This window comes from Actinoplanes sp. NPDC049316 (genome assembly GCF_040677315.1).
Lineage (GTDB): Bacteria > Actinomycetota > Actinomycetes > Mycobacteriales > Micromonosporaceae > Actinoplanes.
Window position 1 is genome coordinate 84567 of record NZ_JBFAQM010000019.1, and the last position, 24633, is coordinate 109199.

The 24633-nt window shown below is 71.1% G+C and carries 33 protein-coding genes; 1 reads left to right on the plus strand and 32 read right to left on the minus strand.

Annotation, left to right across the window (positions count from 1 at the left end; translation table 11 throughout):
• Window positions 1-14 precede the first annotated feature (14 nt).
• The 8 genes from AB0K03_RS26130 to AB0K03_RS26165 all read right to left on the minus strand — a co-directional run bounded on the left by AB0K03_RS26130 (window position 15) and on the right by AB0K03_RS26165 (window position 5752).
• Window positions 15-956 (minus strand): hypothetical protein, encoded by a 942-nt coding sequence (locus AB0K03_RS26130; protein ID WP_364689472.1) that lies wholly within the window; start codon window positions 954-956, stop codon window positions 15-17.
• Window positions 957-1034: 78 nt separating this feature from the next.
• Window positions 1035-1547, minus strand: a complete 513-nt coding sequence (locus tag AB0K03_RS26135) for a hypothetical protein (RefSeq protein WP_364689474.1) — start codon at window positions 1545-1547, stop codon at window positions 1035-1037.
• A gap of 16 nt (window positions 1548-1563) precedes the next feature.
• Entirely contained in the window at window positions 1564-1926 is a 363-nt protein-coding gene (locus AB0K03_RS26140) for a hypothetical protein (protein ID WP_364689477.1), read from the minus strand.
• A complete protein-coding gene (locus AB0K03_RS26145) occupies window positions 1923-2396 on the minus strand; it encodes a hypothetical protein (RefSeq protein WP_364689480.1) in 474 nt (157 codons plus the stop codon). Before AB0K03_RS26145 ends, AB0K03_RS26140 begins: the two co-directional genes overlap by 4 nt.
• Entirely contained in the window at window positions 2393-2893 is a 501-nt protein-coding gene (locus AB0K03_RS26150; RefSeq protein ID WP_364689483.1) for a hypothetical protein, read from the minus strand. The genes AB0K03_RS26145 and AB0K03_RS26150 overlap by 4 nt, the downstream gene beginning before the upstream one ends.
• 53 nt (window positions 2894-2946) lie before the next feature.
• The gene (locus AB0K03_RS26155) at window positions 2947-4032 is read right to left on the minus strand and encodes a hypothetical protein (protein ID WP_364689486.1); all 1086 of its coding nucleotides are present in this window, start codon (window positions 4030-4032) and stop codon (window positions 2947-2949) included.
• 94 nt (window positions 4033-4126) lie between these two features.
• The gene (locus tag AB0K03_RS26160; RefSeq protein ID WP_364689489.1) at window positions 4127-4600 is read right to left on the minus strand and encodes a hypothetical protein; all 474 of its coding nucleotides are present in this window, start codon (window positions 4598-4600) and stop codon (window positions 4127-4129) included.
• 96 nt (window positions 4601-4696) lie between these two features.
• Complete coding sequence (locus AB0K03_RS26165) at window positions 4697-5752, minus strand: ArdC-like ssDNA-binding domain-containing protein (RefSeq protein WP_364689492.1); 1056 nt, start codon at window positions 5750-5752, stop codon at window positions 4697-4699.
• A 219-nt stretch (window positions 5753-5971) separates the two neighbouring features.
• Between AB0K03_RS26165 and AB0K03_RS26170 the strand changes: the two genes are divergently transcribed.
• A complete protein-coding gene (locus AB0K03_RS26170; RefSeq protein ID WP_364689495.1) occupies window positions 5972-6319 on the plus strand; it encodes a hypothetical protein in 348 nt (115 codons plus the stop codon).
• Window positions 6320-6356: 37 nt separating this feature from the next.
• On the opposite strand, the gene AB0K03_RS26175 is transcribed toward AB0K03_RS26170, so the two are convergent.
• The 24 genes from AB0K03_RS26175 to AB0K03_RS26290 all read right to left on the minus strand — a co-directional run bounded on the left by AB0K03_RS26175 (window position 6357) and on the right by AB0K03_RS26290 (window position 24567).
• Window positions 6357-7400 (minus strand): M23 family metallopeptidase, encoded by a 1044-nt coding sequence (locus AB0K03_RS26175; protein WP_364689498.1) that lies wholly within the window; start codon window positions 7398-7400, stop codon window positions 6357-6359.
• A 141-nt stretch (window positions 7401-7541) separates the two neighbouring features.
• Window positions 7542-8660, minus strand: coding sequence for a hypothetical protein (locus tag AB0K03_RS26180; protein ID WP_364689501.1), 1119 nt, complete (start codon window positions 8658-8660; stop codon window positions 7542-7544).
• Between the two features lie 140 nt (window positions 8661-8800).
• Window positions 8801-9019: a hypothetical protein gene (locus tag AB0K03_RS26185; RefSeq protein ID WP_364689503.1), complete on the minus strand. Its 219-nt coding sequence runs from the start codon at window positions 9017-9019 to the stop codon at window positions 8801-8803.
• Window positions 9020-9204: 185 nt separating this feature from the next.
• Complete coding sequence (locus AB0K03_RS26190; protein ID WP_364689505.1) at window positions 9205-9804, minus strand: hypothetical protein; 600 nt, start codon at window positions 9802-9804, stop codon at window positions 9205-9207.
• 122 nt (window positions 9805-9926) lie between these two features.
• Window positions 9927-10685: a hypothetical protein gene (locus AB0K03_RS26195; RefSeq protein WP_364689508.1), complete on the minus strand. Its 759-nt coding sequence runs from the start codon at window positions 10683-10685 to the stop codon at window positions 9927-9929.
• 34 nt (window positions 10686-10719) lie between these two features.
• The gene (locus tag AB0K03_RS26200; RefSeq protein ID WP_364689511.1) at window positions 10720-11571 is read right to left on the minus strand and encodes a hypothetical protein; all 852 of its coding nucleotides are present in this window, start codon (window positions 11569-11571) and stop codon (window positions 10720-10722) included.
• A complete protein-coding gene (locus AB0K03_RS26205; RefSeq protein ID WP_203708516.1) occupies window positions 11568-12026 on the minus strand; it encodes a hypothetical protein in 459 nt (152 codons plus the stop codon). Before AB0K03_RS26205 ends, AB0K03_RS26200 begins: the two co-directional genes overlap by 4 nt.
• The gene (locus AB0K03_RS26210) at window positions 12023-12313 is read right to left on the minus strand and encodes a hypothetical protein (RefSeq protein ID WP_364689514.1); all 291 of its coding nucleotides are present in this window, start codon (window positions 12311-12313) and stop codon (window positions 12023-12025) included. Before AB0K03_RS26210 ends, AB0K03_RS26205 begins: the two co-directional genes overlap by 4 nt.
• Window positions 12310-13011: a GGDEF domain-containing protein gene (locus tag AB0K03_RS26215; protein ID WP_364689516.1), complete on the minus strand. Its 702-nt coding sequence runs from the start codon at window positions 13009-13011 to the stop codon at window positions 12310-12312. The genes AB0K03_RS26210 and AB0K03_RS26215 overlap by 4 nt, the downstream gene beginning before the upstream one ends.
• A 141-nt stretch (window positions 13012-13152) precedes the next feature.
• Complete coding sequence (locus AB0K03_RS26220; RefSeq protein ID WP_364689519.1) at window positions 13153-14085, minus strand: hypothetical protein; 933 nt, start codon at window positions 14083-14085, stop codon at window positions 13153-13155.
• Window positions 14086-14224: 139 nt separating this feature from the next.
• A complete protein-coding gene (locus AB0K03_RS26225; protein WP_364689522.1) occupies window positions 14225-14953 on the minus strand; it encodes a hypothetical protein in 729 nt (242 codons plus the stop codon).
• A gap of 81 nt (window positions 14954-15034) precedes the next feature.
• The gene (locus AB0K03_RS26230) at window positions 15035-15565 is read right to left on the minus strand and encodes a hypothetical protein (protein ID WP_364689524.1); all 531 of its coding nucleotides are present in this window, start codon (window positions 15563-15565) and stop codon (window positions 15035-15037) included.
• Window positions 15558-15995: a hypothetical protein gene (locus tag AB0K03_RS26235; RefSeq protein WP_203706118.1), complete on the minus strand. Its 438-nt coding sequence runs from the start codon at window positions 15993-15995 to the stop codon at window positions 15558-15560. Before AB0K03_RS26235 ends, AB0K03_RS26230 begins: the two co-directional genes overlap by 8 nt.
• A 149-nt stretch (window positions 15996-16144) precedes the next feature.
• On the minus strand, window positions 16145-16918 hold the full coding sequence (locus tag AB0K03_RS26240) for a hypothetical protein (RefSeq protein WP_364689527.1): 774 nt from the start codon (window positions 16916-16918) through the stop codon (window positions 16145-16147).
• 11 nt (window positions 16919-16929) lie between these two features.
• Complete coding sequence (locus tag AB0K03_RS26245; RefSeq protein WP_364689530.1) at window positions 16930-17370, minus strand: DUF3085 domain-containing protein; 441 nt, start codon at window positions 17368-17370, stop codon at window positions 16930-16932.
• A complete protein-coding gene (locus AB0K03_RS26250) occupies window positions 17370-18017 on the minus strand; it encodes a hypothetical protein (RefSeq protein ID WP_364689533.1) in 648 nt (215 codons plus the stop codon). The genes AB0K03_RS26245 and AB0K03_RS26250 overlap by 1 nt, the downstream gene beginning before the upstream one ends.
• An 87-nt stretch (window positions 18018-18104) precedes the next feature.
• The gene (locus tag AB0K03_RS26255) at window positions 18105-18497 is read right to left on the minus strand and encodes a hypothetical protein (protein ID WP_203706114.1); all 393 of its coding nucleotides are present in this window, start codon (window positions 18495-18497) and stop codon (window positions 18105-18107) included.
• 129 nt (window positions 18498-18626) lie between these two features.
• Window positions 18627-19175 carry a hypothetical protein gene (locus tag AB0K03_RS26260; protein WP_203706113.1) on the minus strand — a complete coding sequence of 183 codons (549 nt, stop codon included), beginning with the start codon at window positions 19173-19175 and terminating at the stop codon, window positions 18627-18629.
• The gene (locus AB0K03_RS26265) at window positions 19165-19965 is read right to left on the minus strand and encodes a hypothetical protein (RefSeq protein WP_364689537.1); all 801 of its coding nucleotides are present in this window, start codon (window positions 19963-19965) and stop codon (window positions 19165-19167) included. Before AB0K03_RS26265 ends, AB0K03_RS26260 begins: the two co-directional genes overlap by 11 nt.
• On the minus strand, window positions 19965-20432 hold the full coding sequence (locus tag AB0K03_RS26270; protein WP_364689540.1) for a recombinase family protein: 468 nt from the start codon (window positions 20430-20432) through the stop codon (window positions 19965-19967). The genes AB0K03_RS26265 and AB0K03_RS26270 overlap by 1 nt, the downstream gene beginning before the upstream one ends.
• On the minus strand, window positions 20429-21367 hold the full coding sequence (locus AB0K03_RS26275; protein ID WP_364689543.1) for a GGDEF domain-containing protein: 939 nt from the start codon (window positions 21365-21367) through the stop codon (window positions 20429-20431). Before AB0K03_RS26275 ends, AB0K03_RS26270 begins: the two co-directional genes overlap by 4 nt.
• 92 nt (window positions 21368-21459) lie before the next feature.
• Complete coding sequence (locus AB0K03_RS26280) at window positions 21460-22122, minus strand: hypothetical protein (RefSeq protein WP_364689546.1); 663 nt, start codon at window positions 22120-22122, stop codon at window positions 21460-21462.
• Between the two features lie 509 nt (window positions 22123-22631).
• Complete coding sequence (locus AB0K03_RS26285; protein ID WP_364689549.1) at window positions 22632-23537, minus strand: replication-relaxation family protein; 906 nt, start codon at window positions 23535-23537, stop codon at window positions 22632-22634.
• Between the two features lie 238 nt (window positions 23538-23775).
• Window positions 23776-24567 (minus strand): GP88 family protein, encoded by a 792-nt coding sequence (locus tag AB0K03_RS26290; RefSeq protein WP_364689551.1) that lies wholly within the window; start codon window positions 24565-24567, stop codon window positions 23776-23778.
• Window positions 24568-24633 lie beyond the last annotated feature (66 nt).

Here is a 24633-nt window from a genome sequence, read left to right on the forward strand (position 1 = left end):
GATGCGGCTAGAGGTCAGGCGTCGGTACTGAACTCGTCGATGAGCTGGCGGACGAGGGTGACGATGTGTTCGTTCATGTCGGTGAGGTCATCGGCTTCGGCGTCGGTGAAGATGTAGCCGGGGATGTCGATGCTGTCGAGGAAGCGGTCGCGGCGCTTGCAGGCCAGGCGGATGCGGGCGAGCTGGCGGATGTGCTCTGGGGCCAGTACGACCGTCCTGGAGGGGATGCCGCGTAGGTCGTTGTACGCCCACGGGTAATCGGCGGTCGGGGCTCCGGGCTCGACGGAGCGCACGACGGTGTCGGCGTCTTCCTGGCTGGTCTGGTGGTGGCTTTCGGCGACTGCGGCGGCGGTGGTGGCGTCGGGTGCGTCGACCACCCAGATGTAGGGGCCTTCGCCGTCGTGGCGCTCGCTGCCGGCGATGGTCACCGTCCAGGTGCCGGCGGCTTGCCGGAGGCCTCGGGTGAGTGGGGGTCGTGCCGGCGGTGGCGACGGCGCCTCGGGCGGGTCGAGCAGGGCCTGGGCGACCCGGGCGCTCGGGCGGTAGTCGATGCCGTCGATGACGAGGTCGTCCGGGTCGGCCAGCCCATGCAGGGCGCCCCGGTTCGGGGAGACGGCGATCGGCCAGGCCCGCATGAGGAAGCCGGCGACGTTCTCGCTGGGGATGTGCAGGACATCGCCGTCGTGCAGGTCGTCGCGGACCTGCGTCTGGTCGTAAGCGGTGCGGCTGTCGTCGAAGGTGAACACACGGATGCCGTCGACCAGCCGGGGCCGAGGCCACACCTCGTCGACCGGGTCGACGGTGTCGGCGTGCTCGACGCGGACCGGGCTCTGCGCGGTGATCCCGTCGCCGGCCTGGTGCCGGGCGGTGGTTTCCGCCTCGGCTGCCGAGTCGGCGGCGACCCAGTAGATCGATGGCTCACCGCCGTAAGGGCTGGGGATCGTGACTTTCCACATCGGGTCGGGTGTCCTTTCGCAGAAACGGCAACGGCCCCGGACCGTTGGTCCAGGGCCGTTCGCAGGGGTGGGCTGTGGTCAGCTGCGTCCGGTCGCCGGATCGCCGTGGCCGAGCAGCGTGGCCGTCTCGGCCAGCTCAGCGGCGGTGAAGCCGTAGGCGTGGGCGGCGGCGGTGAGGGTGCGGATGCCGACTGGAGCGGTGCGCAGCCGTTGGGCGGCGAACGCATCACCGAGAAAGGTGTGCGTACCGGCGACCGCGCCGGGCTTGTCGGCGGCGGGTCCGGTGAGCCGGCCCGGCTCGATGGCGGTGCGAGCGCTGGTAAAGGTGTGCCCGTCGATGTGATCGAGGTTGCCCAGCCGCTCGGTGATCTGGTCGGCCAGCCACCGGGCTGGGGGCAGCGGGCTGTCGTCGGGGTAGGCGTCGGGATCGACGTCGGCGCGGGACGGATGAACGGTCCAGTAGTCGCGGTCGGGGCTCCAGTGCCCGGACTGTTCGGTATAGCCGCGGCCCGGCTCGCAGGGTTCGCCGTCGGCGGTGGTGTCGCCGCCGGTCTGGGTGGTCACTGAGGCGCTGTAGTACACCGCGCGCATCAAGCGCTCCTTCCGGTTAGGTGGTGGGGTCGCGGTCCTGGGGAGGTTCGCGGTTGAGGACGTCGATGAGGGGTCGGCCGATCGGTGCCGGCCGTATCGGTCGGCGGCGCGGCCGGGGCGGCGGAAACGCCTGCGCGGCCAGGGTTCGGCACCATGCGAGGCGGGCTTCGTGGTCGCGGACGTCGTCGGCATCGATGAGCTCGTGCAGCAGCCGGTGGTAGCGGCGCAGGGCGCCGCGCAGGCCGTCGCTGGCCAGGACGGTCCGGACGGCGGCCCGGACCTGCGACGGTCTCGGCCGTTCCGGCAGCTCAGCCATGGTCAGGACCTTGGCCACGCTGTTGAGGTCGGTCTCGACGCGCAGCCGGATCGTGACCGTCATCGGCGGCGCGTCCGCGCGGCGTAGACCTGTTCGGTGACGTAGGCCAGCAGCGCCCGCCGTTGGCCGCCGGTCCGCAGCGTGGCCGCGATGTCCAGCAGCGGCTCCAACGCTTCGGCCAGGGCGGTGTCCTTGGCGGCCCGACGTTCCAGCGCGAGCAGGGCGACCGTGTCTCTGGCCTGCCGGTCGAGGACCTCCCACCGGCCGACCACCGCCCGGTCCTCGTATCGCTGTAACCACAGGCTGGGCTTGCCGTACAGGCTCACGCCCCGGTCGTGCCGCGCGACATTGGCGTGGTAGATGCCGCCGACGACCCAGCTGCCCTTGTGCCCGTACCAGAGCTCCTCGCCGAGCGGCTCGTTCGCCGCGGGCTCGGGAATCCAGGCGTGGACCTGCTTGGTGTCGTTGAGGCGCAGCCCGCCGTAGATCCACCGCTCGATGGCGGGGGCCGCATCGCTGGTGCGTCCGCTCATAGCTGGTCGTACTCCTCACTGAGCTGGTCGAGATCGATGCCGCGCTCGGCAGCGATGCGGGTGATCTCGTCGGTGATCCGCTGCTGGGCAGCAGGCGAGAGATGGCTGATGCCGCGCCGGGCGGCCACCATCCACCAGTGCTCCTCGTCGTCGGTGTCGAGGAGGAGCACGTGCCCGGTGACCCGTGCCGGTGGACCGGTCGGCGAGGCCGGCTCGCCGTCGACGAAGGCGGCCATCTCGTCGCAGACGCCGGGCTCGCGGGACAGCACCACGACCTCGACGTGCGGGACCGGGATCAGGCCGGCGCGGTCGGCCAGGCTGCGGCGGGCCTGCTGCCAGGTCAGGTCGTATTCGCCGTCGCGGGCTTTGACCTCGCCCGGTCGCACGTACAGGTGCAGCGTGGCGTACCGGTGGGTCGGGGTGCCCTCGCCACAGTCGACGATGACGATGTACTCGACGGGGTCCGTGCCGGTGCCGTACCGGACTGCGGAGATCACTGGGAGCTCATCGACGGTCACACGGCTGGGAATCGGCGGCATGCGGGTGTCGGTCATCGGGCACCGGCCGGGGTGCTGTCACGGGGCACGTCGACGATGCCGATGAGCCGCCACCGGCGACCGGTCCAGACCTGCCAGACGAACTGGGTCAGGTCGGGGTGCTGGTCGGCTGCGGCGGCGGTCAGTTCCGCGGCCAGGTCCAGCGCGGGTCGGCCGGACAGCCGGGCGGGGTCCGCCCGGTAGGCGGTGGAGACCGGGTGCTCATCGCCGTCGCGCAGCAGGACCGGCATGTTGCCCTCAGCGGCGGCGGCGCCAATCCGGGTGGTGATCTCGTACTCGGCGGTCAACGCCTTCAGAACCTCCGGCATGGTGACCAGGCGGCCCCGCCACCGGCAGGCACTGACGAAGCGCTCCAGATCCGGGCTGCCGAACTCCGGCCCGGCCGGCTGGAAGACGGTGGTCCCGTCGTGCGTGTGCGTGATCGTGCCGGCCGGCTGCCCGTCGAGGGACAGCGCCGCGGTAGAGGCGGTGCCGTCGCCGGGCCGGTGGACGGCGGTGATGGTGAGCCGGTCGTGCGGCATCCGCAGCGGCTGGTGGGTGGCCAGCACGTATTCGAGGTGCTCGCCGCGGGCGGGAAGGACGCCGGCGATGCGGTCGCAGTCGGCCGGGTCGACGATGGTCCAGGTCCAGTGGAAGCCCATCGGGCAGTACCGCCCGTCCGGGCCGGGGCTGTGCCGGTCTATGGCAGATTCGCCGTACAGCACCGTCTCGTCGAGGACGAGGTCGTCGCCGTCGAATCGCAACGGCGGGGCGCTTTCGTCCACGGCGTGGTCGAGATCGGTGCCCGTCGTGCCCATCTCGGCCAGGCGGTCACGTTCGGCGTCGCGCAGTCGCTGCTGGTCGGCGACCACGGCTTCGGCGACCTCGCGGGTGCATCGCCATACCGCCCAGCCGTTCCAGTAGTCGATGAGGGTGCCGACGAAACCGACAGGGATACGGGGCGGCTGCCCGGTCCAGGCCCAGTCACCGGCGAACACGGCGATGCTGCCGATCCGCACGTTGTCGGGGTGCAGGTGGCTGAGGTCGGCGGGTGGCCGGCTCGCGGGATTCTGGGGGCGGGCCGCGGGTTCGTTGTTCATGAAGGTCCTCCTCGAAATGGAGGCAGGCCACGGCCCCTGCCGGGGTGGTGGCCTGCGTGCGTGTCCGGCCGTGGCAGGCCGGTCGGAGGTGCTGTTAGCGCTGCGCTTGGGCGAGGTCGGCTGCGGTGCGCGGCCGGGCGGCGCCGCGACGCCGGTCGGTGCGACCAGCCAAGATCAGGTCCAGGAGCCGGCGGCCTTTGACGCCTGCCTGCTCGCGCAGCTGTTCGGGCAGCCCGTCGGGCACTGCGACGGTGCGCTGCCGGATGTCGATGCCGAGCTGCGCCGCGACGGTCATCGCGCCCATGCCTTGTGGCCGGACGAACAGATGGAGCCGGGCGACGGCCGCAGCTGGCTCCGTGCGGCTGGGGCTGATCAGGACGTATTCGTTGCGCCAGGACCGGAACTCGATGTCCGGTGCGACGCGGATGGCGCCCGGCTTTCCGTCGCGGTGGTAGGGCCACCAGCCAGGCCCGTAGGTGATGCCGTAGTCATCGACGACGTACTCCCAGTCCCCGTCGGGTGGGGCGGCGCCGTGCATGTCGAAGGTGGGCTCGAACCGTGGTGTCATCAGGCCTCCAGGAGGTGAGGCCCGGCCGTTACTGCGCACGGTTGTGGCCTCGGCCACGTGCGCACGTTCGCGGCCGGGCCGACCGAACAGGTGGGACTACTGGGCGGTGTCGCCGTCCTCAGCGTCGCCGTCCTCGGCGTCGTCGGTGGCGGACGACGTGGTGTCGGCAGGGGTCAGGTCGGCGAGGATGGCCTTGGCGACGCGCAGCACGGTCTGCGCGCATTCCTTGACCAGGTCCATGTCGCCGTTGGCCCAGCCGAGCACGTAGGCGTCGCTGTAGATCTGCGTGTCCAGGCCGAGCGCCTGGCAGCACAGGTGGGCGACGCTTTCGGCCTCGGTTTCCTTCCGGCCGCGGTGCAGATCTTCGCCGAGGCGTACCCCGGTGGTGTGGTCGCAGCGAATGTGCGCCAGCTCGTGCATCGAGGTCTTCGTGCGCTGGGCCGGCGACACGTCATCGCGGACCAGGACCTGCCGCACACCGAGGCCGGTGACGGTTACCCCGTTCGCCTTGCCCAGGTACTGGCTGCCGGGCGCCGCCAGGTCGAACGCGTAGCCGGCGTCTTTGATGAGCTTGACGATGTCGTCGTAGACGCCGGTCGGGCCGTCCCCGTCGAGCAGCTGCGGCACCTGCCCGCCGACGGTCTTGATCCGGCGAGCCCGCTGCACGGTGGGCACCTCGAACGGTTCCCCGTCGGTCTGCGACAGGTCGAACGTCGACGACAGCCGGAACCCGACCACCTGCTTGACCGGGCGGCCATGCTCGTCACGCTGGACCTTGCGGCCCTCGGCCTCCCACCGCTGGGCCTCCTCCTCGGTGGGCTGGCGCCGGATCGGCGCCCACACCTTGAACGCCTTCTCGCCCTTGCGCACGCTGCGCTTGTGCTTCTTCCAGCCGCTGGTGCCGGCCTTGTTGCCGAACGGCAGGAAGAAGGTCGGGGTCATCTGCCGTTCCTCGGCCTGCATCAGCAGCAGGAACTGGTTGTTGAGGGTGTACTGGGCGCCGAAGCTGGCGACCGTCTCGATGAACGTGACCCACTCGGCCGGGTCGGCGGCCAGCCGGGCCAGCCGGGCGTCGAAGTCGGCCTTGATCTTGTCGAGGAGCTCCGCGCGCTCCTGCTCGGACTGTTCGCTACGGGCCTGGCGACGTGCCATGATTCGGTCCGTCCTTTCCCCGCCATGTGGCGGCGGACAGGCGGGGACCGTCGGCCCCAAGCCTGCCCGTAGGCACACGGATGGGGCCGAGACCCGGACGGTCCGGGTCGGCAGCGATGCGGTGACCGGTCGTCAGGAGCCGACCGGCGCAGAATGCAAGCCGCCCACCATCGAGCGATGGCGATTGCTGCGGCATAGGGTGGATGCGACGATCGGCCGGTGACGCACGAGATGACAGGCTGGCTGCGCCAGTGCTTCGAACGTGACCGCACGAGGCTGCTGGGCACCGCCCGCGACGCAGCCGGGACACCGGGCGGATCGGTCGTGACCAGGCTGGCGATGGATCAGGTGTCGGGCATCGCCTCGGCGTTGAAGGTGGTCGACCTTGCCGAGCAGGCGTTGGCCGAGGGTGGCGATCCCCGGTTCGGGCAGGTCATCGCCTGGCTCGCCTACGCCCGTTCGACCGCGCCGGGGTACATGGATACGTGGGCGCCGGACGAGGTCGACCTGGTCGCCGAGCTCCGGAGATACGACGAGATCGACGACCTCGACGACCAGGACCGGTAAGCCACGACGGCCCTTGTGCCGACATCGGCCGGGTTGCTCACGGCTGGGTGAGGTCGACCATCCGCTCGCGGAAGAATCCAACTGGATCGACGGCGTTGATGTTGCTGGCCGGGGCGCCGAGGTGCGTTTCCAGATGCAGGTGCGGGCCGCTGGAGTGGCCGCTGGATCCGACCATGCCGATGACCTGCCCGACGGCCACGGTCTGACCGACGTCGACCACCGGCCGGGAGACCATGTGGCAGTACCGGGTAACGGTCTTGTCGGCGTGCTGGATCTCCGCGTACCAGCCGCAGCCCTGCACCTTGACAGGGTCACCGTCGATGTCGCACGAGTATGGGCCGCCGTCAACCAGGTGGGCGTTGCAGCGGACCCTGACGACCACTCCGCTCGCGGCGGCGTGGATCGGGGCGCCTTTCGCGGCGCCGATGTCGACGCCGGCGTGCAGCCGCCCGTCGCGCTGCCCGAACGGCGACACGATCGGCCCGGGGACGGGTTTCATCCAGCCGGCGACGCTGGCGCAGTCCTCGGCTGCTCCGGCCGGCACTCCGCCGGGCGCGAGACCGGACACCGCGGCGACGATCGCGGTTGCGTCGGGTTCGTGCTTGGCGTACGCGTCGGGGTAGGCGCTGCGCTGTACGGCCTGGGCGGCTTCGGTCAGCGGCATGGTCTGCCAGCCGGCAATGGTGAGCAGCTTGTCGTAGAACTTCCCGGCGGCGTACTCGGGGTTCATGATCTGGGCCGGGGTGCCCCATCCCTGGCTGGGACGCTGCTGGAACAGGCCGAGGCTGTCGTGGTCGTTGTCCTCGCCGAGGTTGCCGAGGTTGTGCAGGTTCGACTCCTGCATCGCGGTGGCCACGGCGATGACCTGTCCTCGGGGTGGGATGCCCCGGCGGGCGCCGACGCCGACGATGATCGCGGCGTTGCGCATCTGGTCGGCGTCGTAACGGTTGGTCGATCCCGGCAGCGCCGGTAGCAGCGTGCACGCCGACGCGGCACCGCCGATTCCGGCGATGCCGGCTACGCAGATGAAGGCGACGCCCAGGACACAGGCGGTGATGATGGCAAGCAGGCGGCCGGTCATGACCGGCTCCGGGGTTCGTGGGCGTGCATGGCCGTGCCCTTTCTGAAGTGGTTGCCGGACGGGAGCCGGCAACCACTCCTGGGGCGCAGCCGTGGCGCGGACGGGCGGCGGTCAGCCGACCCATCCGCGCCACGGCGGAGCTCAGGAGGTTGCCGGTAGCAGCGGCAAGTGGCCGTTGCTGGAGGCGAGTGCGGCGATGCGGGCCACCGGTGTGGCCGGGGAGTTGAGCAGGTTGGCCTGGCCGGTCAGGCGGATGCGCTGCGCGGTGCGCGTGGACACGTCGAACCGGTTGGCGATGTCGGAGTTGGAGGCGTCAGGGTCGTCGAGCATGGCCTGCCAGATCTCGCGCCAGCGGTCGTAGTCCGCCTGCTGGGTGGGGATGTAGCGCAGCAGCGAGGCGTTCAGGGCCGGCTGCTGGGCGTGGTGGCCGGCGGCGGCCCGATCCGCCAGTTCGCTCGCAGCGGCCTGCTCGGCGATGGGCTGACCGCTGTCGGGTGGCTGGATCTCGTTGGCGATCGCCCGCGCCCAACCCTTCGTGTCGATCATGGCCATGAGGGCGTCGGCGACGTCGTCGACGGGTGTGGTGGTCGCCGCGATCGCCGCGAGGATCGGGTCGGTGTCGTGCCGGGACCGGATCCTGGCCTCGATGTGGCTGGCCAGCGCGGCCCTGCGGGCTTCGGTGCGCAGTTGGATGCGTGCCTCAGCGAGGGACTCGTGCAGGGTGTAGCCGCATTCGAGCGCGAGGTTCTTCGCGCGCCGGGTGATGGCCGGTTCGCGCCACCACTGCAGCAGGCCGTAGGACGGCGGAGTGGTGGCGAGCTTCCCGGCGGCGCGCAGCGCGTCGCGGCGTCGGGCCGAGGAGTGCAGCAGCCACACCGAGTAGGCGAAGACACCGAGACCGCCGAACACCGTTGCCAGGTAGGGAGATCCGGCGTGGCCGACGATATTGATGCCGACGGCGAGAGTGACCGAGCCAGCCGACAGAATCCTCCAGCCGTACGCGTTCTCACCGAGGCGCTGGCGGGTGTCGGCGAAGCCGGAGCAGACGACGCCGCCGAGGTCGATCACGACCGCGAACGGCAGCGCCAGGATCGCGCGCAGCCACAGCGGCATGCCGTCCGGCCACGGCGGGGTCTCGACACCGACCCAGATCTGTCCGATCGACGAGCCCAGCGCAGCAATGGTGTAGAACGCCCAGGCGGCGTGCTCGGCGGCGCGGCCGAGCATGTGGTCGTTGCGGCTGGCGGTCAACGGGCCCATGCGGCACCTCCGGTCGGGGTGCGGCGGGCGATGGCGTTGTGGGACACGGGTTTCCTCCTGCAGATGTGCAGGGCCCAGCGCCCCGTACGGGACGCTGGGCCGAATCGGGTTCGGCTGTGCGTCCCGCGAGTGGTGCGGGATCAGCTGTGGTGCTGGAAGCGGGCCGGGCGTTGGGTGGTCTGGTCGACCTCGCCGGTCTCGGCCAGGCGCAGCAGAATGCGCCGGATCGTGCCGTGCGAGCGGCCCAGAACCTTGGCCAGTTCCCACGGCGTGAATGCCAGGTGCGGATAGGTGCGCAGGTGCGTCAGGATCAGCGGCTTCAGCTGCCCGTAAGGCAGGCGCGGCCGGGTGGTGGACATGGTGGCCGGCTTCGTGTCGGACGCGGTCGTGTCGTCCGACCGGAGACACCGCGCACGTGCTGTCGCCGCGTCAGGCAGGCAGCTGTCGATGTGATCCGGCGTCAGGCGGTGCACGGTCGCGACAGGCGGACCGGGGCGATCATGTGACGCTGGCCCTGTCGCGTCACGCAACTCGTGTCGCGCGGTCACGGCATGGGGCGTTGGCTGCTGGTGAACCGGCAACTGACGGATCGGCCGTGGTGACGTCCCTCGCACTCGATGTCGCCGAGCTGCCGATCGAGGTCGGCGGCCTTGCGTCGCATCGTGGCTTCCAGCTCGTCAATCTGCGACCCGTACAGATGCTCGTAGTGGCTCTGGTTGTCGGCCTGGTCAGCGGTGACGAGATGCTCGGGGAACGCGGCCAGCCACATCCGGAAGTACAGGCCGGCGCCCGCTGCGTGCATCGGGGCCTGCTGGCTGACCTGCGCCAGGGTCAGGCAGATCTCGGCGGCGGTCGCCGGGCACAGGTCGGTGCCGGCGGCGACGCGGTTCAGCAGCTCCCGGACGTGGCCGCGGTAGACGAACTCGGTGTTCATGCCCGGGCCGATGTCTCGCGGCATCAGCACGCCGAACGCGTGGTAGAGCAGGTCGGCCTGGGCGGGGTGGCGGCGGACGGCTGCGGCGATCTCGTCGTCGGCCCAGTCCATGGCCGCGAACAGTGAGCCGGTTTCCGCCTCGATCGCGGCGAACAGGCCAGCTGGATCGGCGGTGTCGGATCGGCGGCTGCCAGGTGTTGTCGTAGTCATGCGCTGCGCTCTCCATCCACTGTGGAGGGCATCGCCGACCGGTCGCCCGTCAAGGGCGACCGGAGTCGGCGATGCCCTTGAGGGGTCTTGGCTGCTAGCGGGTGCGGCCCACGCCGCGGGTGTTACCGGCCGGTGCGGTGTGCATCGATGGCACCGGTGTTGTCGGTGTCCTCGTCGAGGAAGCGTTCGACACCGACGGCGGCGAAGATGTGGTCGAGGAAGGACGCATTGAGGTCGCCGCTGTTGGACACGTGCTGGTCGTAGCTGTCGAGCTGGTAGGTGAGGCGGTCCCATTCGTCGTCGGTGAGGGGCCGGCTGTCGGCTTCGATGGCGCCGCGGTCGAGGTAGGCGACCGCGATCCCGGCCCGGCCGGCGAGGTCGAGCAGCGCCATCGTGGGGTCGCTGAAGCAGCCGATGTAGGCCTGGTACGCGGCCGTAATCGGCGACAGCCCGGTGCTGTCGTCGCGGACGGCGTCGCAGCGGTTCGCCGTGACCTGGCGCCAGTCCAGCCCGAGGCCGATGGTGTAGCGGCCGTCGGGGTCGGGATCGGTGCTGCGCAGGGCGTCGCTGTCGCCTTCGACGTGTCGCCAGTCGGCGACCAGGTGTTCGCCGTCCAGGTGTAGCCGGGGCAGGGTGGCGTCGGCTTGGGCGAGGGCGTCCTCGTAGCACTCGGCGCTGGCCATGGCGTCGTCGATCGCTTCGGTGCGCAGCTGCGCGAGGTCGCGGCAGATCTGCTCGGCGATGGCCCGGCTGACCCGAATCTGGCCGGGTTGGTCGGCCGGGTCGGCGAGGTAGCCGATGCGCCAGCGGCCGGGGCGGTCCTGCGGCTGGTGCAGCAGGGTGTGGCTGTAGACCCGCAGCCGGGTCTTCAGTGTTGTCACGTGAGTGTCCTTCCTGCTCGCGGCGACGGGGTTGTCAGGGCGTGGTGGCGGGGTCGCAGCGGTGGGCCGTGACCTCGGCGAGCAGGGAGCCCAGACGGTCGCCGCCGGTCAGCATGGTGATCGGTTCGTGGCAGGACGGGCAGGTCAGCCAGTCGCCGTCGTCGTCGGCGCGCAGGTACACGTCGGGGTCGACCGCCGGTCGTTGCGGGGGCGTCGGCAGGTCGAGCCGGCGCAGCAGCGACTGCTGGGCCTGGACCCAGGTCAGCCCGTGGTGCGGGCCGTAGTCGCCGCGCTCGGCGTGCCAGCGTCCGCCGGCGTGCCACGCTCGCCAGGTGACGTACCAGGCGGTGTCGGCGGCCCAGTCCGGCATCCGCTCAGTGCGGCGGCAGATGACAATCCAACTGCCGGCGTCCTCGCGCTCGGCGACCGCGGCCACCACCGGGTATCCGTTGACGACGGTCGGCGGCGCACCCACCACCGTGGGCACACGTCCCGGCTCGTGCGCGACGGCGGCGGGCAGCCGCTCGATGCGGCGGCTCACGTACGGGTTGGCGGCGTACCGGTCCACGACGAGCAGGTTGTGGCCGGTGTGCACGAGGTCCGTCGCGTCCAGCAGGGTCACGTACGGCACGGTGGTGTCTTCGCGCAGCGCGTCGAGCCAGTCGGCGATGATCTCGCCCGACGCGTGCGGGTCCGGCAGCGGATGCTGCTGCTGGAACCCCGGGCTGCCGACCGCGCCGCCGGTGGCCACCACGGCGGTGAAGATGGCGATGATGTCGCGGACGACGGCGTCGAAGCAGCAACCGACGATCACCGTCGGCCGGTAGGACCCGTCCCACTCGATGAGCCCGTACACGGGTTCGGTGGCCATCGCTGTCCCGGTCATGCGCGCACCGCCCCGAGCAGCGAGTCGACGGCGTCGCAGATGGCCTCGGCTTCATCGTCGTAGGCGTGCCACGCCGACGGCGGGATCTCCGCGGCGTCGGCGTCTTCCGCGGCGTAGTAGGGCGCCATCATGGCGTTCCAGCGCCGCAGACGAAGCCGCAGCCGGGCCAGTTCGCGGACCTCGGCGGGCTCGATCACCAGCCGCAGGGCCTTGATACCGCGCAGGTCGGTCCATCCGTACCAGGCGTCGGCCGGCGGCACTCCCGGGTCGGCGGCGACGGTCAGGATCTGCTCGGCGCGGCACCCGGTCACGGTGCTGTGGTGGGCGTGGACGCGGGCGATCGCGTCGGCGCGGTCGTGCGCGGCGATGACGTAGGCGATGGACGGATGACTCGGACTGCCGCTGTCGGCGACAGCGACGGTCCACGGATTGGTCAGGGTCGTCCGGGTGGTCACTGGTCCTCCTCGGTGTCGGGGTTCAGGGCTTGCGCGATGGAGTCGGCCATGGCAATGGCGTCGGCGGCACTGGCGTCGTGGATAGTGGCCAGCTGCCGGGCGCCGGCCGGGGTGATCAGGCTGTGCGCGTGCGTGAAGCCGCCCGCGTCGAGCTGGCCGCGCAGATGCTCGGCGAGCTCGGTGTGGTGTCCGGAGACCGTGCGGAGGAACTCTTCGAGCTGCTCGACCCGCGTGCGGGTACCGAAGACGGACAGCAGATGGTCCAGGGCCGTGACCGTGGCGCTCATCGCACACCTGCCGTCGGGGTGCCGGGGCGGCTGTCGCGGCGGGGGCGGGGCAGCGCGGGCAGCCCGGGTCGCCACCGCACCGCGGTTCCGGGCGCGGTGCGCTTGCCGTGCTGCAGGGCGGTGTCGGCGTTGCGGAGCATCCGCGAGGTGGGATCACCGGTGCCGAGATGCTCGGAGACGGTGACGCCGGCGGTAGCGCTCGTGTGGACATACACCGCCCGGCTGTCGATGCGCAGCTCGACCGATCCGCGCAGCGCGGCGAGGACGCCGGCGGACAGCTCGGCGGCGGCGTCAACGGTGACCCCGGCAGTGGCCGGCCAGACGACCGCGAACTCGTCGGCGACGAGCCGGTAGACGGTGCCGCCGCGCTGGGTGGCGGCGTGGCGCAGCTGTGCGGCCTGCAGGACCAGCAGCTGGTCGCCGATGCGGTAGCCCCACTGGTTGGTGGTGGAGAACCGGTCGAGGTTCACGATGGCCAGCACGAACGGCCGCCGTTCCCGGTCGAGCTGGGCGAGCCGCCGGGTCAGCGCGCTGCGGTTGGCCAGCCCGGTGAGCGGGTCGGTGGTGGCGGTGCGCACCGCGACGTCGAGGGCCGTTTGCAGGGTGGCCATACGGCGGGTGCCGAGTCGGTAACCGGCCCAGCCGCCCAACATGGCGACGACGGCCGCAACGGCTGCGACGGTCAGGATGGTGAACACTGGTGATGCCTCCTGGTGACGAGGACGAGGAGGTACCGAGGGCAGCCGGTAGCAGCCGGCTGCCCTCACCTCGCGAAGGTGTGCAGGGTGATCCCTGCGGAGAGGGCCCGGCTGGGCCTGCCCGCTGCGCGGGCCGTTGGGTTACTGGTCGTGTTCGCGCACGACGGCGACGGCGGCCTGCTCGGCGTCGCGCTCGTCGTCGGCGTCGACGGTGGCCGCCCAGACACCCTGGCCGAACCGCTCGCCGTCGCCGCCGCTGACGTCGTGGCGTCCAGCGATAACGCCGACCGGGATCGGTTCGTCGTCGACCCACACCCCGACCACGGTGAACGCGCCGTCGTTGTCGGTTTCGTCGGTGGCATCCGAGGGCGGGTATGCGGTCGCGCGCAGCAGGTTGGCGTGTTCGCGGTTGAGGATGGCGGCGACGTGGGCGAGTGCTTCGACGGCGGCGTCGATGCCGCTGGTTGCGGCGTCGGCGGTGAAGTCGTCGAAGCCCTGGTGCAGGCTGGCGAGGCGGACCCGTTCGCCGAGGTAGTTGAGGTCGACGGTCAGCACGCCGCCGCCGTCGACGCCGTCACCGTCGGCGGTGCGCCAGATCAGCACGTCCTGCACGTGCGGTGCCGGACGCCAGGCGTGCTGGGTGGCGTCGGTGTTCAGCAGTGACAGCAGCTCGTCGAGGCCGGCCGCAATGGTCAGGTCCTCGGTGCTGAAGCCATCGTCAATGCCGGCAGTGTCGGCGGCGCCGGCCAGCAGCCAGGCGCGGCAGGCGTCGGCGTCGAAGTGGATCAGCGGCTCGTCGCTGCAGTCGGTGGCGGGCAGCCGGGCGATGTCGGTGGCCAGGTTCCGCCAAGCGCGGATCTGCTGCAGGCGCGGCTGGTGCTGCGCGTCGGGGCAGACGCCGGCCGCACAGGCCTGGCAGGTGAGCGCTGCCAGGCTGGTGTCGGCGGCCGAGCGCAGTGCGGCCAGCAGATCCTCACGGGTCGGTCCGTCCAGCGGCAGCAGGTAGCGGCTGATGGTCGCTGTGTCCGGACCGGTCGTGGTGTCGCTTGGCGCGGTGGGGCGGTTCTGGTTCACGTGGAGGTCCCTTTCGGCTGGTTGGGCGGAAGGGACCGCGCCGGGTTGCGCCGGCGCGGTCACCCCCGTGGGTTGAGGTGCGCCGGCCCGGCGGTACGCGCGGACGCGCGAGGCCGGATCGAGCGGTGCTGCGGGCGGGTCAGCCGGTGAAGACGTCCTCGCCCTGGATCGAGATGCGCGTGGGCACGGTGCCGTCGCCGCGCAGCAGCCATGGCGTCGTCTCGTCGAGGTCGACGGAGACCTGCAGGTGCCCGTCGCGGTGGACGTAGGCGAACACGTAGGCCCCGGCGACCTGCACGGCCGGGTACGGGGTGTCGAAGGTCGGCGGCAGGTACCTGGCGGCCAGGGTGGCCTCGTCCACGGCCCCGAGCCGACGGTGGCTGTCGAGGTAGCCAGCGGCGCGGGCCAGCCAGCGATGGGGTTCACCGCCGGGCACGACGAACCCTTCGTGGGCGTCGGCGTACCGCTGGTTGCGCTCGGCCAGCCGTTCGCACATACCGGCGGCGACGGTGAACAGGTTGGCCTGGGTGACGTGCCCGGGCAGCACCGGTGGCTGGCGCCGGGAGGTGACGGCCAGCCGCAGGGCGCGGTGGGTGTCGCTGAGTGTGAGCCGGTACGTGTGATCGGTCGCCGGGATGATGCTGTGCCCGTGCGGGACAGGCTGGAACGGCAGGCCGCCCCGCTGGCTGGCCGTGAAGGACAGGAAGCTGCCGGCGGTCAGGGGCTGGCGCTCGGCGTTGGCCCACAGGTAGAACTCGGCCAGGTGCGGGATCTGATAGTCGGGGCTGCCCCAATCGGTGAGCAGCCGGCTGATGGGTCCTCGGTGTCGTCCGTCGAGGTCGTGGACGCAGAACAGGGCGCTGGGCATGTGAGACTCCTTGCCGGGTCGTGCGGGGAAACGCTGTCCGGGACACCTGCCGGCCAGGCTGGTGATGCCTGGAGGGCAGGTTCAGGGACGGATAGCGCCGTGGACGGTGTGCACGTCGGCGATGTCGACGGCGTCCCAGCACCAGCCCCAGCCGATCGTGTAGAGGCCTTCCGCATCGGGTGTGGTGATCTCCGCCTGCGTGGGATCGTCGGTGTGAAGGCGGCTGTCGATGACGATCAGCGGCCCGAGCCACGTGATGAGCGCCGACTCGCTCAGGGTGGCCAGCCACGCATCGGTCGGGTGCTCGCCGCGGCCGGCGTGTTCGGCTATCAGCCCGATGAAAGTGTTCTGGTGCTGAGCAACGATCACCTCGGCAACGGCCCGGCTGGTGCGGAACACACACCAGCCGTTCCAGTCGCGGACGAGTTCCCCGGCGTAACCGTCGGTGTAGGTGTGGCAGTCACAGCCGTCCATGAGCCATTCGCCGGTGAACACGCGTTTGCCGCTCGGCCGGCCCGAGTTCGTGGCGTCGGTCGGGGGCAGGCCCGGCACGGCCAGCGGTGCGCCGGTGAGCACCTGCAGGACATCGGGAATAGCAATGAGGTCAAGCATCGATGCGCCTCCCCTGACTCGTGGTCAGCGGTCGGCCGTTGACGGTGACCTGCGGGGTGTCGTCGACCAGGCGCAGCACGGCGCCGGGGTGGACGAGGGCGGGCTGGCCGCCGTCGGTGAAATGCAGCACGAGCCAGCCGTCGCGGCCCTTCCACGGCGGAGCGGCGACGGTGCGCACGGTGCTGCCGAAGATGACCTGATCGCCGGTGGCGATGCGGCGGGCGGCGCGCAGCTGGGCGCCGTCGGCGGGGCGCACGGCCCAGGGCACGACGGTGTCGGTGAGCTGGGCCGGGACGCCGTTGTGGTAGGTGACGCCGACGTGGCGGGTGGCCACGAACGCGACGGTAGCTGGCAGCCAGCTGGCGTTGAGGTTGACGTGGACCGGCTGGCCGATGCGCAGCATCTGATGCGGTTGCAGTGTGCTGGTCATGACGGAACTCCCTGTGCAATAAGGGTTTCCGGGCACGGCGCAGCGGCCGTGCCCGGAAAACTGGGTGCGTGGCCGGGCGACGGCCGGGAAAACGGGTCAGAACTCTTGGGGCGGCGGCGGCCGATCAGGTCGCGGCGCGCCGATGCGAGTCAGGAGTGGAAGGACCAGGACCCGGGTCGTGGTGCATCCAGCGGGAAGCTGGGCTCGTGGACGTGATCGGCGAGGACCGCCGTGGACCACAGGGCGTGGGCGGTGCCGTCATCGGCGATCGTGGCGGTGCAGTCGTCGCCGGCGGTGCAGCGGCGGGTGGCGCCGTGGAAGATCAGCCCGAAGGTGAAACCGCTGCCGGTGTTGACCAGGAGGCTGAGGTGCCCGTCGTGGTGCACGCGGGTGTCGGCGCCGAAGTCCATGGACAGCAGCCGCGACAGGGCGGCCAGCCAGCTGCTGCTGGCCGTCAGGTGCTCCGGCGATGCCGGGCCGTAGTGGGTAGCGAGCGCCTGCACGTGTCGGGTGGCGGTGGCGATGACGTCGACTGCGTCCCGGCTCACGGCAAGCTGCAGCAGGTCGGGGCGCCGGTCGGTGCGGGGCGTGTCCGGTATCGGGGCGGCCGGGTCGTCGTAGCTGCTTGGCAGGACGTTGATGAGTTCCATGGCCAGTTCGGGGCCGGTGCCCCAGGCGGCGGCCCGGTCGGTGACCGCGCCGGTGATGGCCTGCCACTGGCTGGTGGGGATCTGGAACTGGCGCGGGTCGAGCTGGTGGCCGTCGGGCAGGGTCTTGAGGGTCAGGCCGATGTCGGCCAGCAGCGTGTCGTACACGGAGCTGATGACGGCGGCGAGCAAATCACCGGTGGAGTCGGCGGCGTCGATGCGGCCGATGATGGCGGTCAGCTCGGCCTCGGTGAGCGCACGGCGGACTGGGTCCATGGTGGGCAGGTTCATCGGGTGGCCCCCTGGTCGTCGGCGAGGTAGAGCTGCATCGAGGTGGTGTCGAGGGCGATGATGAGCAGGTCCAAGCCGTCGGCGACGCCAGCGGTGAGCCGGGCGTGCAGGGTGTCACCGTTGGGCTGGGGGTCGAGCAGGGACAGCGGTTCGCAGAAGTCGTCGCCGCCGATCTCGTTGGCGATGGCGTGCTTGGACATCGCGGTGCGGTAGCCGTCGGCGTAGACCACGTGCAGCCGGTCGCCGCCGTCCGGGTGGCGCTGGCCCGGCAGGCCGTTGGACATCACGTAGAGACCGTCGTCGCCGACGAACCACAGCGCCGGGGTCGGCGTCGTGCCGTCTAGTGTGTTGACGAACGACGGCTTGTGATCGGCCGCGGCGATGGCGTGTTCGGCCACGGCCAGGACGTCGCGCAGTGCGAATCGCAGCTGGATCATCAGCGCTCCTCGAAGAGAGGGACGTCGGGCAGGGTGACCTGGCAGCGTTCGCCGCAGGCCGGGCAGTAGACGGCGAAGCCCGGGCACGGACACATCTGGTCGGTGGTGCTTTCGTCGAATGCCTCGCAGTCGCGGCAGCGGCTGATCACGCTGGCGTCGCGGCCGAACAGGGTGCTGACGTGCGCTTCGGCGCCGTCGGCGGTGCGCAGGTAGTGGTCACCATCCCAGCTCCAGGCGTGCCCGCCGGAGCAGGACAGTGCGACGGAGGTGGCGTCCAGCCAGTAGCCGTCGTCGGTAGTGCGGTCGGCGTACACGTCGGGGCTGGCGCCGTCGATGCTGACCAGCGCCAGCGCTTCCCGGGGCATGCCGGTGGTGGCGGCCAGCACGATCGTGACCGGCTTGGTCAGGCAGGCGTCGTCGTGCTCGATCACGCCACCGTCGCCGACCGGGTAGCCGTGCGCGGCGCACCACAGCCGCATCCGGGCGTCCATGTCCAGGCCCGGGTGGTAGTCGTCGAACACGTCGCAGCGGACGAAGTCCTGCAGCTGTGAGCTGCGCTCGACCTGGTGTGCGCCGGTGCGCTGGTCGAGCCACGCGCTCGTGTCGATCAGGTAGTAGAGGTTGTGCAGGGTGACCGGTTCGGTCATGAGGGATGCGCCTCCTTGGCGGAAAAGGGGGCGTGGGCCGGTCGGCCGCAGCCGGTGCCTGCCTGCCCACGCCCGGATGGGGAAGGGTCAGGACTGCGGCTCGGATCGCTGTTCGAGCTGCGGCTGTGGGTCGGCCTGGGTGCCGATGAGCACGCTGACGCCGCGGACGGCGGGCCAGCCGTGGGAGCGGCCGGGCGCGGTCTCGGCGAAGCCGGCGAAGCGGCGGCCGTTCTCCATGCCGAACACGCTGGAGCGGGCCGCCTGCTCGTCGACGAACGCGTGCACGTCGATGCACAGGTGCTCGCCGTCGGCGTGCGCGGCCAGGCCGAAGAACTGCACGATCGCCTTCTTGGCGCCGCCGGCGAAGGTGACGACCACGGTGTGGCGCTGCATGTCTGCGGCGTCGAGGTCGATCACCGGGTAGTCGCCGTCGGCGCGGCCGTAGGCGGCCAGGTACTCATCGAACGTCTGGGGTGCCATGCGCTCTCCTCCAAAGGAATCGAGCGGGCACGGCGCATCGGCCGTGCCCGCGGTGGGTGGTGCTTGGCCGGGCATCGGCCGGAACTGGTGGAGCTGGTGGTACAACCGGGCGCCGGCCCGGTGGTCCGATCAGGCCGCAGTGGCCTCGGTGTCCGCGGTGGCCGTGGCGATCACCTCGGCGAGCATCGCGGTGGCCTGGTCAAGGGCGTACTGCCGGCCGTAGAGGCCGAACAGCGCGTCCTCGCCGGTCCAGCAGTCGGTGGCCGTGTGTCGTTCGACGATGACGCCGTAGACGTCCCCGTCGAGCCAGGCCCGCCACTCGTCGTGCTCGCCGGTGAGGTCACATCGGTCGGTGATCCCGGTGCATGCGCGGTAGTCGGCCGTGTCGAAGATGATCACGGTCAGGTCCTGGCCGGTGACGTGTTGGATGGCGGTGGTGCCGTGCGCCAGGCGCAGGAACCGCTCGAACGCGTCACCGTCGAGGTGGTGCCAGGCGGCCAGGATGCGCTCGGCGTGCTCGGGCTGGTAGACCTCGGTGGCCCAGCTGGCGCGGCGCCGTTCGACGAGTAGGGCGGGCGCGAGGGCGTCGCCCCAGGGCTGACCTGCCTCCTCGTCGAGGACGATCCGGGCTCGCCAGTTCGGATACCGCTCGTCGGTGACGGTTTGGTCATCGCACATCGATGTGGTCCTCCTCGTCGGCGTCCTGGTCCTCGATGTCGCTGGCCCACACCGACAGCCGCTCGGCCTGGTCGGCCAGGGCGGCCGGCGCGGCGACGCCGTCGCCGAGGGCGGCGGCCAAAGCGGCGGCCATCTGCCGGTGGGTCTGCGCGACGCCACCGCTGTGCAGGTCGGTGCCGGACGTGACGAGCCTGCCGTCGAGGTGCACGGCGTAGATCCAGTCGTTGTCGGCGTAGGCTTGCCCGACGGTGCCGCCGCCGAGTGTGGCGATGCCGATCGTCAGCGGCGGCTGATCGGCGTCGAGCGGGTCGACCGTGAAGACAGCTTCGGGGTCGGTCCGGTACACACGGAAGTAGTCGACGATCTCGTCGGCTCGGCCGCCGGCTGTTGTGTCGTCTGCCAGTTGGTCGGCCATGGCCTGCAGTTCGGTGTCGTTCAGGTAGGCCCACTCGGCCACGGCCGCGGTGAACACCCAGCCGTCGCATGGCGTCCGGCGACCCATGGTGGCCCGGTACGCCTCGGCGTCGGCGAGCAGGAACGAGATGCTGCTCGACAGCACTTCGGCGGCCTGCCGGCCCCGGCCGTAGTCGCGGACCGGTTGGCGGACCGCCTCCCGCTCGTCGTAGACCGTCCGGCCGGGCACGGTGATCCGCAGCCGCCACAGCGTGTGGTCGCGGCCGGAGAAGGTCAGGTCGCAGGACACGATCCCGCCGGTGATGCCCGTGCCGATGCGCACCGATGGCAGCCGGTCATCGCCGAAGAACAGCGGTCGCGTGAGCCGGTATCCCATCACCGCTCCCCGTCCGGTCGCCCGGGCAGCGCGGTCAGCGGGCGTCCGGCCAGCGGGCGCCGGATCGGCGCAGCGGGTCCGGTCCGGCCGCCGGCGACGACGAACAGGTCCGGCCGGTCGCCGTCGCCGCGGGTCTGCCCGGTCGACCGTTGGCCGACAGTGCACAGCAGTACGTTGGCGGCAGTGAGGTGGCTGATCAGGTCGTGCAGTTCGTCGGTGCTACGGGTGAGCCGGTCCAGCGACCCGACGAGCAGCAGATCGAAGCCGCTGGCCGAGGCGGCGCTCAGCACGCCGGTGCGGCCGGGCCGGGCGGCGTCCGCGGTGATGTCGTAGAACGCGGCGACGACGCGCCAGTTGGGCGCGCTGTCGGCGATCTGCAGCAGCCGTTCGGCCTGCTCGGCGGCGAGGGCCATGGTGTCGGCCCGGGCGTACAGCGCGACGCGCAGGAGACGTTCGGGCAGCGTCATGCCAGGTCACCGTCCTTGTCCAGGGTTGATGTGGTCTGTGGGGGCAGATCGTCGGTCGTGTACGGGAAGCGGGGATCGCCGTCGCGGCCGGTGCCGTCGAACCCGGCCGCCTCGGCTTCGTCGAACGACAACAGCCGCCCGGATCGCGGGTGGCTCCCGGAGCGGACCGTGACCGGGCGCCGATCACGGCGCCGGACGGTCGGGCGAACACCGCGCGGCAGCGGCAGGCCGTCGCGGTCGGGGTCGTAGACCTCGATGCGGGTGCCGCGGTCCTTGGCGGTGAACATGGCCAGGCTGGCGCAGCCCAGCAGTTGGTGCGGATCGCTGCCGGGTAGCTGGCTGATACCGACGCTGACCTCGACCGGCCGGACGAAACCGGCCACGGCGGTCGGGGCGGCGAAGGCGGCGACGAGGCTGTCGGTGACCTGCTGCGGGGTGCGGCGGGTGATGAGGACGAACTCGTCGCCGCCGAGGCGGGCGACGACGTCACCGTCGACGGCGGCTTGTTGCAGCCGTCGGCCGGTTTCGGCGAGGTAGCGGTCGCCGGCGGCGTGACCGCCCGGGCCGTGGTTGATGTCATGGAGCAGGTCGACGTCGGCGAGGGCGACGGTGAGGGTGATGTCCGGGTCAGTGTCGGCGATGGCGTCTTCGGCGACGCGGCGTACCGGTAGACCGGTGACGGGGTCGGTGAGGGCACGCACCAGACGCCGCTGCTCGTTGTCGAGATGCCGGCCGATGCGAGCCAGTCCGAGCGCGCAGGTCCAGACGGCGGCGCCGATGACAAGGGCGGCGAGCGCGATGGCGGCGATAGCCGGGGTGAAGTGTCGCGAGATCGCGACCACGGCGATGAGCAGCAGCAGTTGGGCGGTGACGGCCAGCAGCATGCTGGCGACGATGGTCCGGCGGCCCGGGTGAGGTTGCCGTTCGTCGGGCATGGAGGTTCCCCTTTCATGGGAGCGGGTGTGCAAGGGCACGACCGATAGCCGGTCATCCGCGGGATGACCGGCTGCTGCGTCGGTGCGGTGGCTTACTTGGTCGCGATGGCGGCCAGCAGGTCGGCGGCGGCGAGGCGAGCGATGTGCTCGTTGGCCTGGCGCAGGTAGTCCAGCTGGTCGGTGTAGCGAGCGCTGGTGGGACGCAGGAGCTGCCCGTCGAGGGTCAGCATGCTGTGACACGGGACGGCCCGCAGCCAGCCGTAGGTGGCGTAGGCCTGGGGGCCGGCTTCGAAGGCGTCGAGGTGTTCCAGGGCAAGGTCGGTGACCCGACCGGGGTGGCTGTTGTAGGTGAGCATCCGTGCGATGCGGGGCTGGCTGGCGAAGCCGTGCCTGGCGTGGTCCCAGGTGTATGCCTTGGGATCGGCCGTGTGGCGGTCGTAGAAGTGCCACCAGGGGCGAGCGACCGGAGATCCGGCGACGATCTGGTGCCACAGCTGCCAGCGGCGCCAGTACGACTGGGACAGGTCGTTACGCATCCGCGCGAGGTCCAGCAGTCGGATCGGGCCGCCGGCGGCGGTGCCTTTCCAGGGCTGCAAAAGCTGGGCGGTACGCAGTCGGGTGGCGGTGAGGAAGTGGCCGGCGGGGCCGGCGTCGGTGATGCCGTGAGCGGCGAGCAACGCCGAGGCTGCGGTGGCGATTTGGTCGCTGGGCGTTGCCTTGGGCAGGCAGACGGTCATGACCGCGAAGTCGGGCACGGTGAAGCCTCCATTGTGGATAGAGAACGGGTGTGGGTGCGCGGCATCACCGGCTGCGGAAGCCGGTGTTGGGTGAGGCGCGCGGTGAAGCACGGCCGTGATGAATGGCGGTGCGAGGACGCCGAGGGCGCGCGAGAGGCGCCGGGCGTAGGTGCGCCGTGACGGCGCGGAGGTGGTGCGTGGTGGTGCGCGGTGCGGTGGGGTTTGGCGGGTCACGGGCGGTGCAGGCCGACCGGCCGGAGGGCGGGTGGGCGGTTGCTACCGCGGTCGTGGGCGCCGGGCCCGAGGGGTGGTGCGTGGTGGGGGTTCTCTATGAGAAGACTTCACCGTACCGGCTGCACCCAACAGTCGGGCCAGCCAATGATCAGGACTGGAAGGGGGTTGAGCTGCGCTGTTGGGTTGGCCGCTCGATGAGCGGCGAACCGTGTTGGGTCGAGCGGGGCCGTGTTGGGTGCCCCGCTGGCAGGCGCTGCGTGGCCGCACGGCGGTTGGGGCTGCGGCGGGCGGGCTCAGCGCATGTGGTGCAGGGGATGTTGACCGGCTGCCGGCGGTCCGGGGTTGAGCGGGCCGGGCTGGCCGTGGCTGGCCGGCAGGTCGGCCAGTGCGAGGCGGTGTCGCCCGTTGCCGACCAGTCGCCAGACCGCGTCGGCGGGGTCGATGCCGGACTCGGGTGAGGTGGTGGCGACGACGAGGCTCGGTTCGGGGCGCTCGGCCAGCCGCCGGTGCAGGTTCTGCTCGCGGGTGCGGTTGGGCAGGGCGAACAGGATCGGGTAGCTCGGGCCGCCTTCGGCGCGCAGCCGCCGGTGGGAGCTGAGCTTGTCGGCGAGTTTGCCGATGGGTTCGGTGCCCCGGTCCAGTTCGAGGAAGTAGCCGACCTGGCGTGTGCCGTCGGTCCAGACGCCGTGCCCGTCGGGGTGGATGCGCTGGCCGAACATGTTGGCGGTGGTGCGTTCGGACCACCAGCGCAGCAGTGCGGTGCTGGTGTTGGCGCGGCTGTGGGCCAGCAGGCGGGTGCCGAACCAGTTGGTGTCGATGAGGTGGTCGAGTGCGGGGTTGGCGTAGACGCGGTCCTGCCGTTCCCGGAGTGCTTTCGGGGTGGGTGGTGTGTCCCCGGTCGACAGGGCGGTCAGGCGCGCGGAGAGGGCACCGGCGACCCAGCAGACGACGTTGGGTGTGCCGGGCTGGTTGCGGCGGATGAACCGGTCGAGATAGCCGATCGAGCGAAGAACGCCGAGGCGGTGTCGGCAGGTGATGGGGTTGGTGAACAGGATGGTGGCGAGTTGGTCGGTGGTGAGCATGGTGTGTTCATGCAGGAGGGAGGCGATGGTGTAGTCGCGGGGGCGAAGGCGATGGGAGATGTCGATGAGGGTGGAACCCGGTGAGGTGGTGACGGAGTCGGGGGTAGGTAGCAGCACGATGGGCTGCGTCCCCGGTCGGGAGACTTCCCCTGTAGGGAAGTGTCGGGTTGGGCCGGTGCCGGGCATGTGGGCTCCTAGCTGCGGTGTTGGGTGGCGTGGGTCGGCCTGGGGTCGGCCTGATGAAGTGAGGTCCCGGCCGGGCCGTGGGCCGACCCGGTGACCGGGTCCAGGCCGGGCAGGACAAGATCGATCAGCCCGGTCTTGAGCCGGGCAGCGTGTCGGCGTACGTTCAGGTTCAGCGCTCTCGAACCGCTTCCCCCGTGGCGATTCGAGGGCGCCTTGCTGTGTCGGCTGTCCGCCGTCGCCGGCGGATGTCTTCGTCGGCCTGCCATTGGCTGAAGCGGCGCCCCTTGAGGGTGCGGACGAATCGTGGGATGCGGTTGGCGGGGATGCCGACCAGCCGCGGGCCGATCACCGCCAGCAGATCGGAGGCCTCCTGGGAGGAGAAGCCGGCCGCGGCGATCGCCTCCTCGGCGGGGAACACGTCGGCCACCCGGTCGACCGCCGGGTCGAGCAGGTGATCCTCGGTGCCACCGTAGGAGTAGACCCAGAGGAAGTTGGCCGGCGGCTCGGGTTCGACCAGCCGCCGGAAGCGCGAGACTTCCTTGGTGTAGGCGTAGAAGGTCTGGTCGGGCCGGGCGCGGCAGATGCGCAGCCACGCCAGCAGGTAGTCGTCGCTGAAGAAGTCGCCGGAGTCGTGGATGCGGATCCACGCTCCGCGGTGTCGGCGGGCGCCGAGCTCGGCGGTCATGGCGACCTCCCACCCGGCCAGGTCGTCGAGCACGAAGGCGAGGTTGGCGTGGTGCCGACGGCGCACGGCGGGCCACAGGTAGGTGCCGTTGCGTGCGTAGCAGACCTGCCGGCAGATCCCGGCGGCCGGGCACGTGTTGTAGGTGCGTCCGTCGGGCAACCGGCCGGCCCAGGCGGGCAACGTCCAGTTCCACACGCCGATGGCTTTGAGTTCGCGGTTCTGGGTGAGCAGCCGATTCGGCCGCGAGACGGGTTGTGTGTCAACGGTTGCAGGCATGGGTGTCCCCCGGGTGAGAAGGGGCAAGGGAGGAAGGCGCCGCGGCCGTTGCGTCAGTTCGAGCGC

What these genes read in the sequence shown, in the direction of transcription:
- AB0K03_RS26130 (WP_364689472.1), bottom strand. Translation starts at nt 956, where the DNA reads ATGTGGAAAGTCACGATCCCCAGCCCTTACGGCGGTGAGCCATCGATC.
- AB0K03_RS26135 (WP_364689474.1), bottom strand. Translation starts at nt 1,547, where the DNA reads ATGCGCGCGGTGTACTACAGCGCCTCAGTGACCACCCAGACCGGCGGC.
- AB0K03_RS26140 (WP_364689477.1), bottom strand. Translation starts at nt 1,926, where the DNA reads ATGACGGTCACGATCCGGCTGCGCGTCGAGACCGACCTCAACAGCGTG.
- AB0K03_RS26145 (WP_364689480.1), bottom strand. Translation starts at nt 2,396, where the DNA reads ATGAGCGGACGCACCAGCGATGCGGCCCCCGCCATCGAGCGGTGGATC.
- AB0K03_RS26155 (WP_364689486.1), bottom strand. Translation starts at nt 4,032, where the DNA reads ATGAACAACGAACCCGCGGCCCGCCCCCAGAATCCCGCGAGCCGGCCA.
- AB0K03_RS26160 (WP_364689489.1), bottom strand. Translation starts at nt 4,600, where the DNA reads ATGACACCACGGTTCGAGCCCACCTTCGACATGCACGGCGCCGCCCCA.
- AB0K03_RS26165 (WP_364689492.1), bottom strand. Translation starts at nt 5,752, where the DNA reads ATGGCACGTCGCCAGGCCCGTAGCGAACAGTCCGAGCAGGAGCGCGCG.
- AB0K03_RS26175 (WP_364689498.1), bottom strand. Translation starts at nt 7,400, where the DNA reads ATGACCGGCCGCCTGCTTGCCATCATCACCGCCTGTGTCCTGGGCGTC.
- AB0K03_RS26180 (WP_364689501.1), bottom strand. Translation starts at nt 8,660, where the DNA reads ATGGGCCCGTTGACCGCCAGCCGCAACGACCACATGCTCGGCCGCGCC.
- AB0K03_RS26185 (WP_364689503.1), bottom strand. Translation starts at nt 9,019, where the DNA reads ATGTCCACCACCCGGCCGCGCCTGCCTTACGGGCAGCTGAAGCCGCTG.
- AB0K03_RS26190 (WP_364689505.1), bottom strand. Translation starts at nt 9,804, where the DNA reads ATGACTACGACAACACCTGGCAGCCGCCGATCCGACACCGCCGATCCA.
- AB0K03_RS26200 (WP_364689511.1), bottom strand. Translation starts at nt 11,571, where the DNA reads ATGACCGGGACAGCGATGGCCACCGAACCCGTGTACGGGCTCATCGAG.
- AB0K03_RS26210 (WP_364689514.1), bottom strand. Translation starts at nt 12,313, where the DNA reads ATGAGCGCCACGGTCACGGCCCTGGACCATCTGCTGTCCGTCTTCGGT.
- AB0K03_RS26225 (WP_364689522.1), bottom strand. Translation starts at nt 14,953, where the DNA reads ATGCCCAGCGCCCTGTTCTGCGTCCACGACCTCGACGGACGACACCGA.
- AB0K03_RS26230 (WP_364689524.1), bottom strand. Translation starts at nt 15,565, where the DNA reads ATGCTTGACCTCATTGCTATTCCCGATGTCCTGCAGGTGCTCACCGGC.
- AB0K03_RS26235 (WP_203706118.1), bottom strand. Translation starts at nt 15,995, where the DNA reads ATGACCAGCACACTGCAACCGCATCAGATGCTGCGCATCGGCCAGCCG.
- AB0K03_RS26240 (WP_364689527.1), bottom strand. Translation starts at nt 16,918, where the DNA reads ATGGACCCAGTCCGCCGTGCGCTCACCGAGGCCGAGCTGACCGCCATC.
- AB0K03_RS26245 (WP_364689530.1), bottom strand. Translation starts at nt 17,370, where the DNA reads ATGATCCAGCTGCGATTCGCACTGCGCGACGTCCTGGCCGTGGCCGAA.
- AB0K03_RS26250 (WP_364689533.1), bottom strand. Translation starts at nt 18,017, where the DNA reads ATGACCGAACCGGTCACCCTGCACAACCTCTACTACCTGATCGACACG.
- AB0K03_RS26255 (WP_203706114.1), bottom strand. Translation starts at nt 18,497, where the DNA reads ATGGCACCCCAGACGTTCGATGAGTACCTGGCCGCCTACGGCCGCGCC.
- AB0K03_RS26260 (WP_203706113.1), bottom strand. Translation starts at nt 19,175, where the DNA reads ATGTGCGATGACCAAACCGTCACCGACGAGCGGTATCCGAACTGGCGA.
- AB0K03_RS26265 (WP_364689537.1), bottom strand. Translation starts at nt 19,965, where the DNA reads ATGGGATACCGGCTCACGCGACCGCTGTTCTTCGGCGATGACCGGCTG.
- AB0K03_RS26270 (WP_364689540.1), bottom strand. Translation starts at nt 20,432, where the DNA reads ATGACGCTGCCCGAACGTCTCCTGCGCGTCGCGCTGTACGCCCGGGCC.
- AB0K03_RS26275 (WP_364689543.1), bottom strand. Translation starts at nt 21,367, where the DNA reads ATGCCCGACGAACGGCAACCTCACCCGGGCCGCCGGACCATCGTCGCC.
- AB0K03_RS26290 (WP_364689551.1), bottom strand. Translation starts at nt 24,567, where the DNA reads ATGCCTGCAACCGTTGACACACAACCCGTCTCGCGGCCGAATCGGCTG.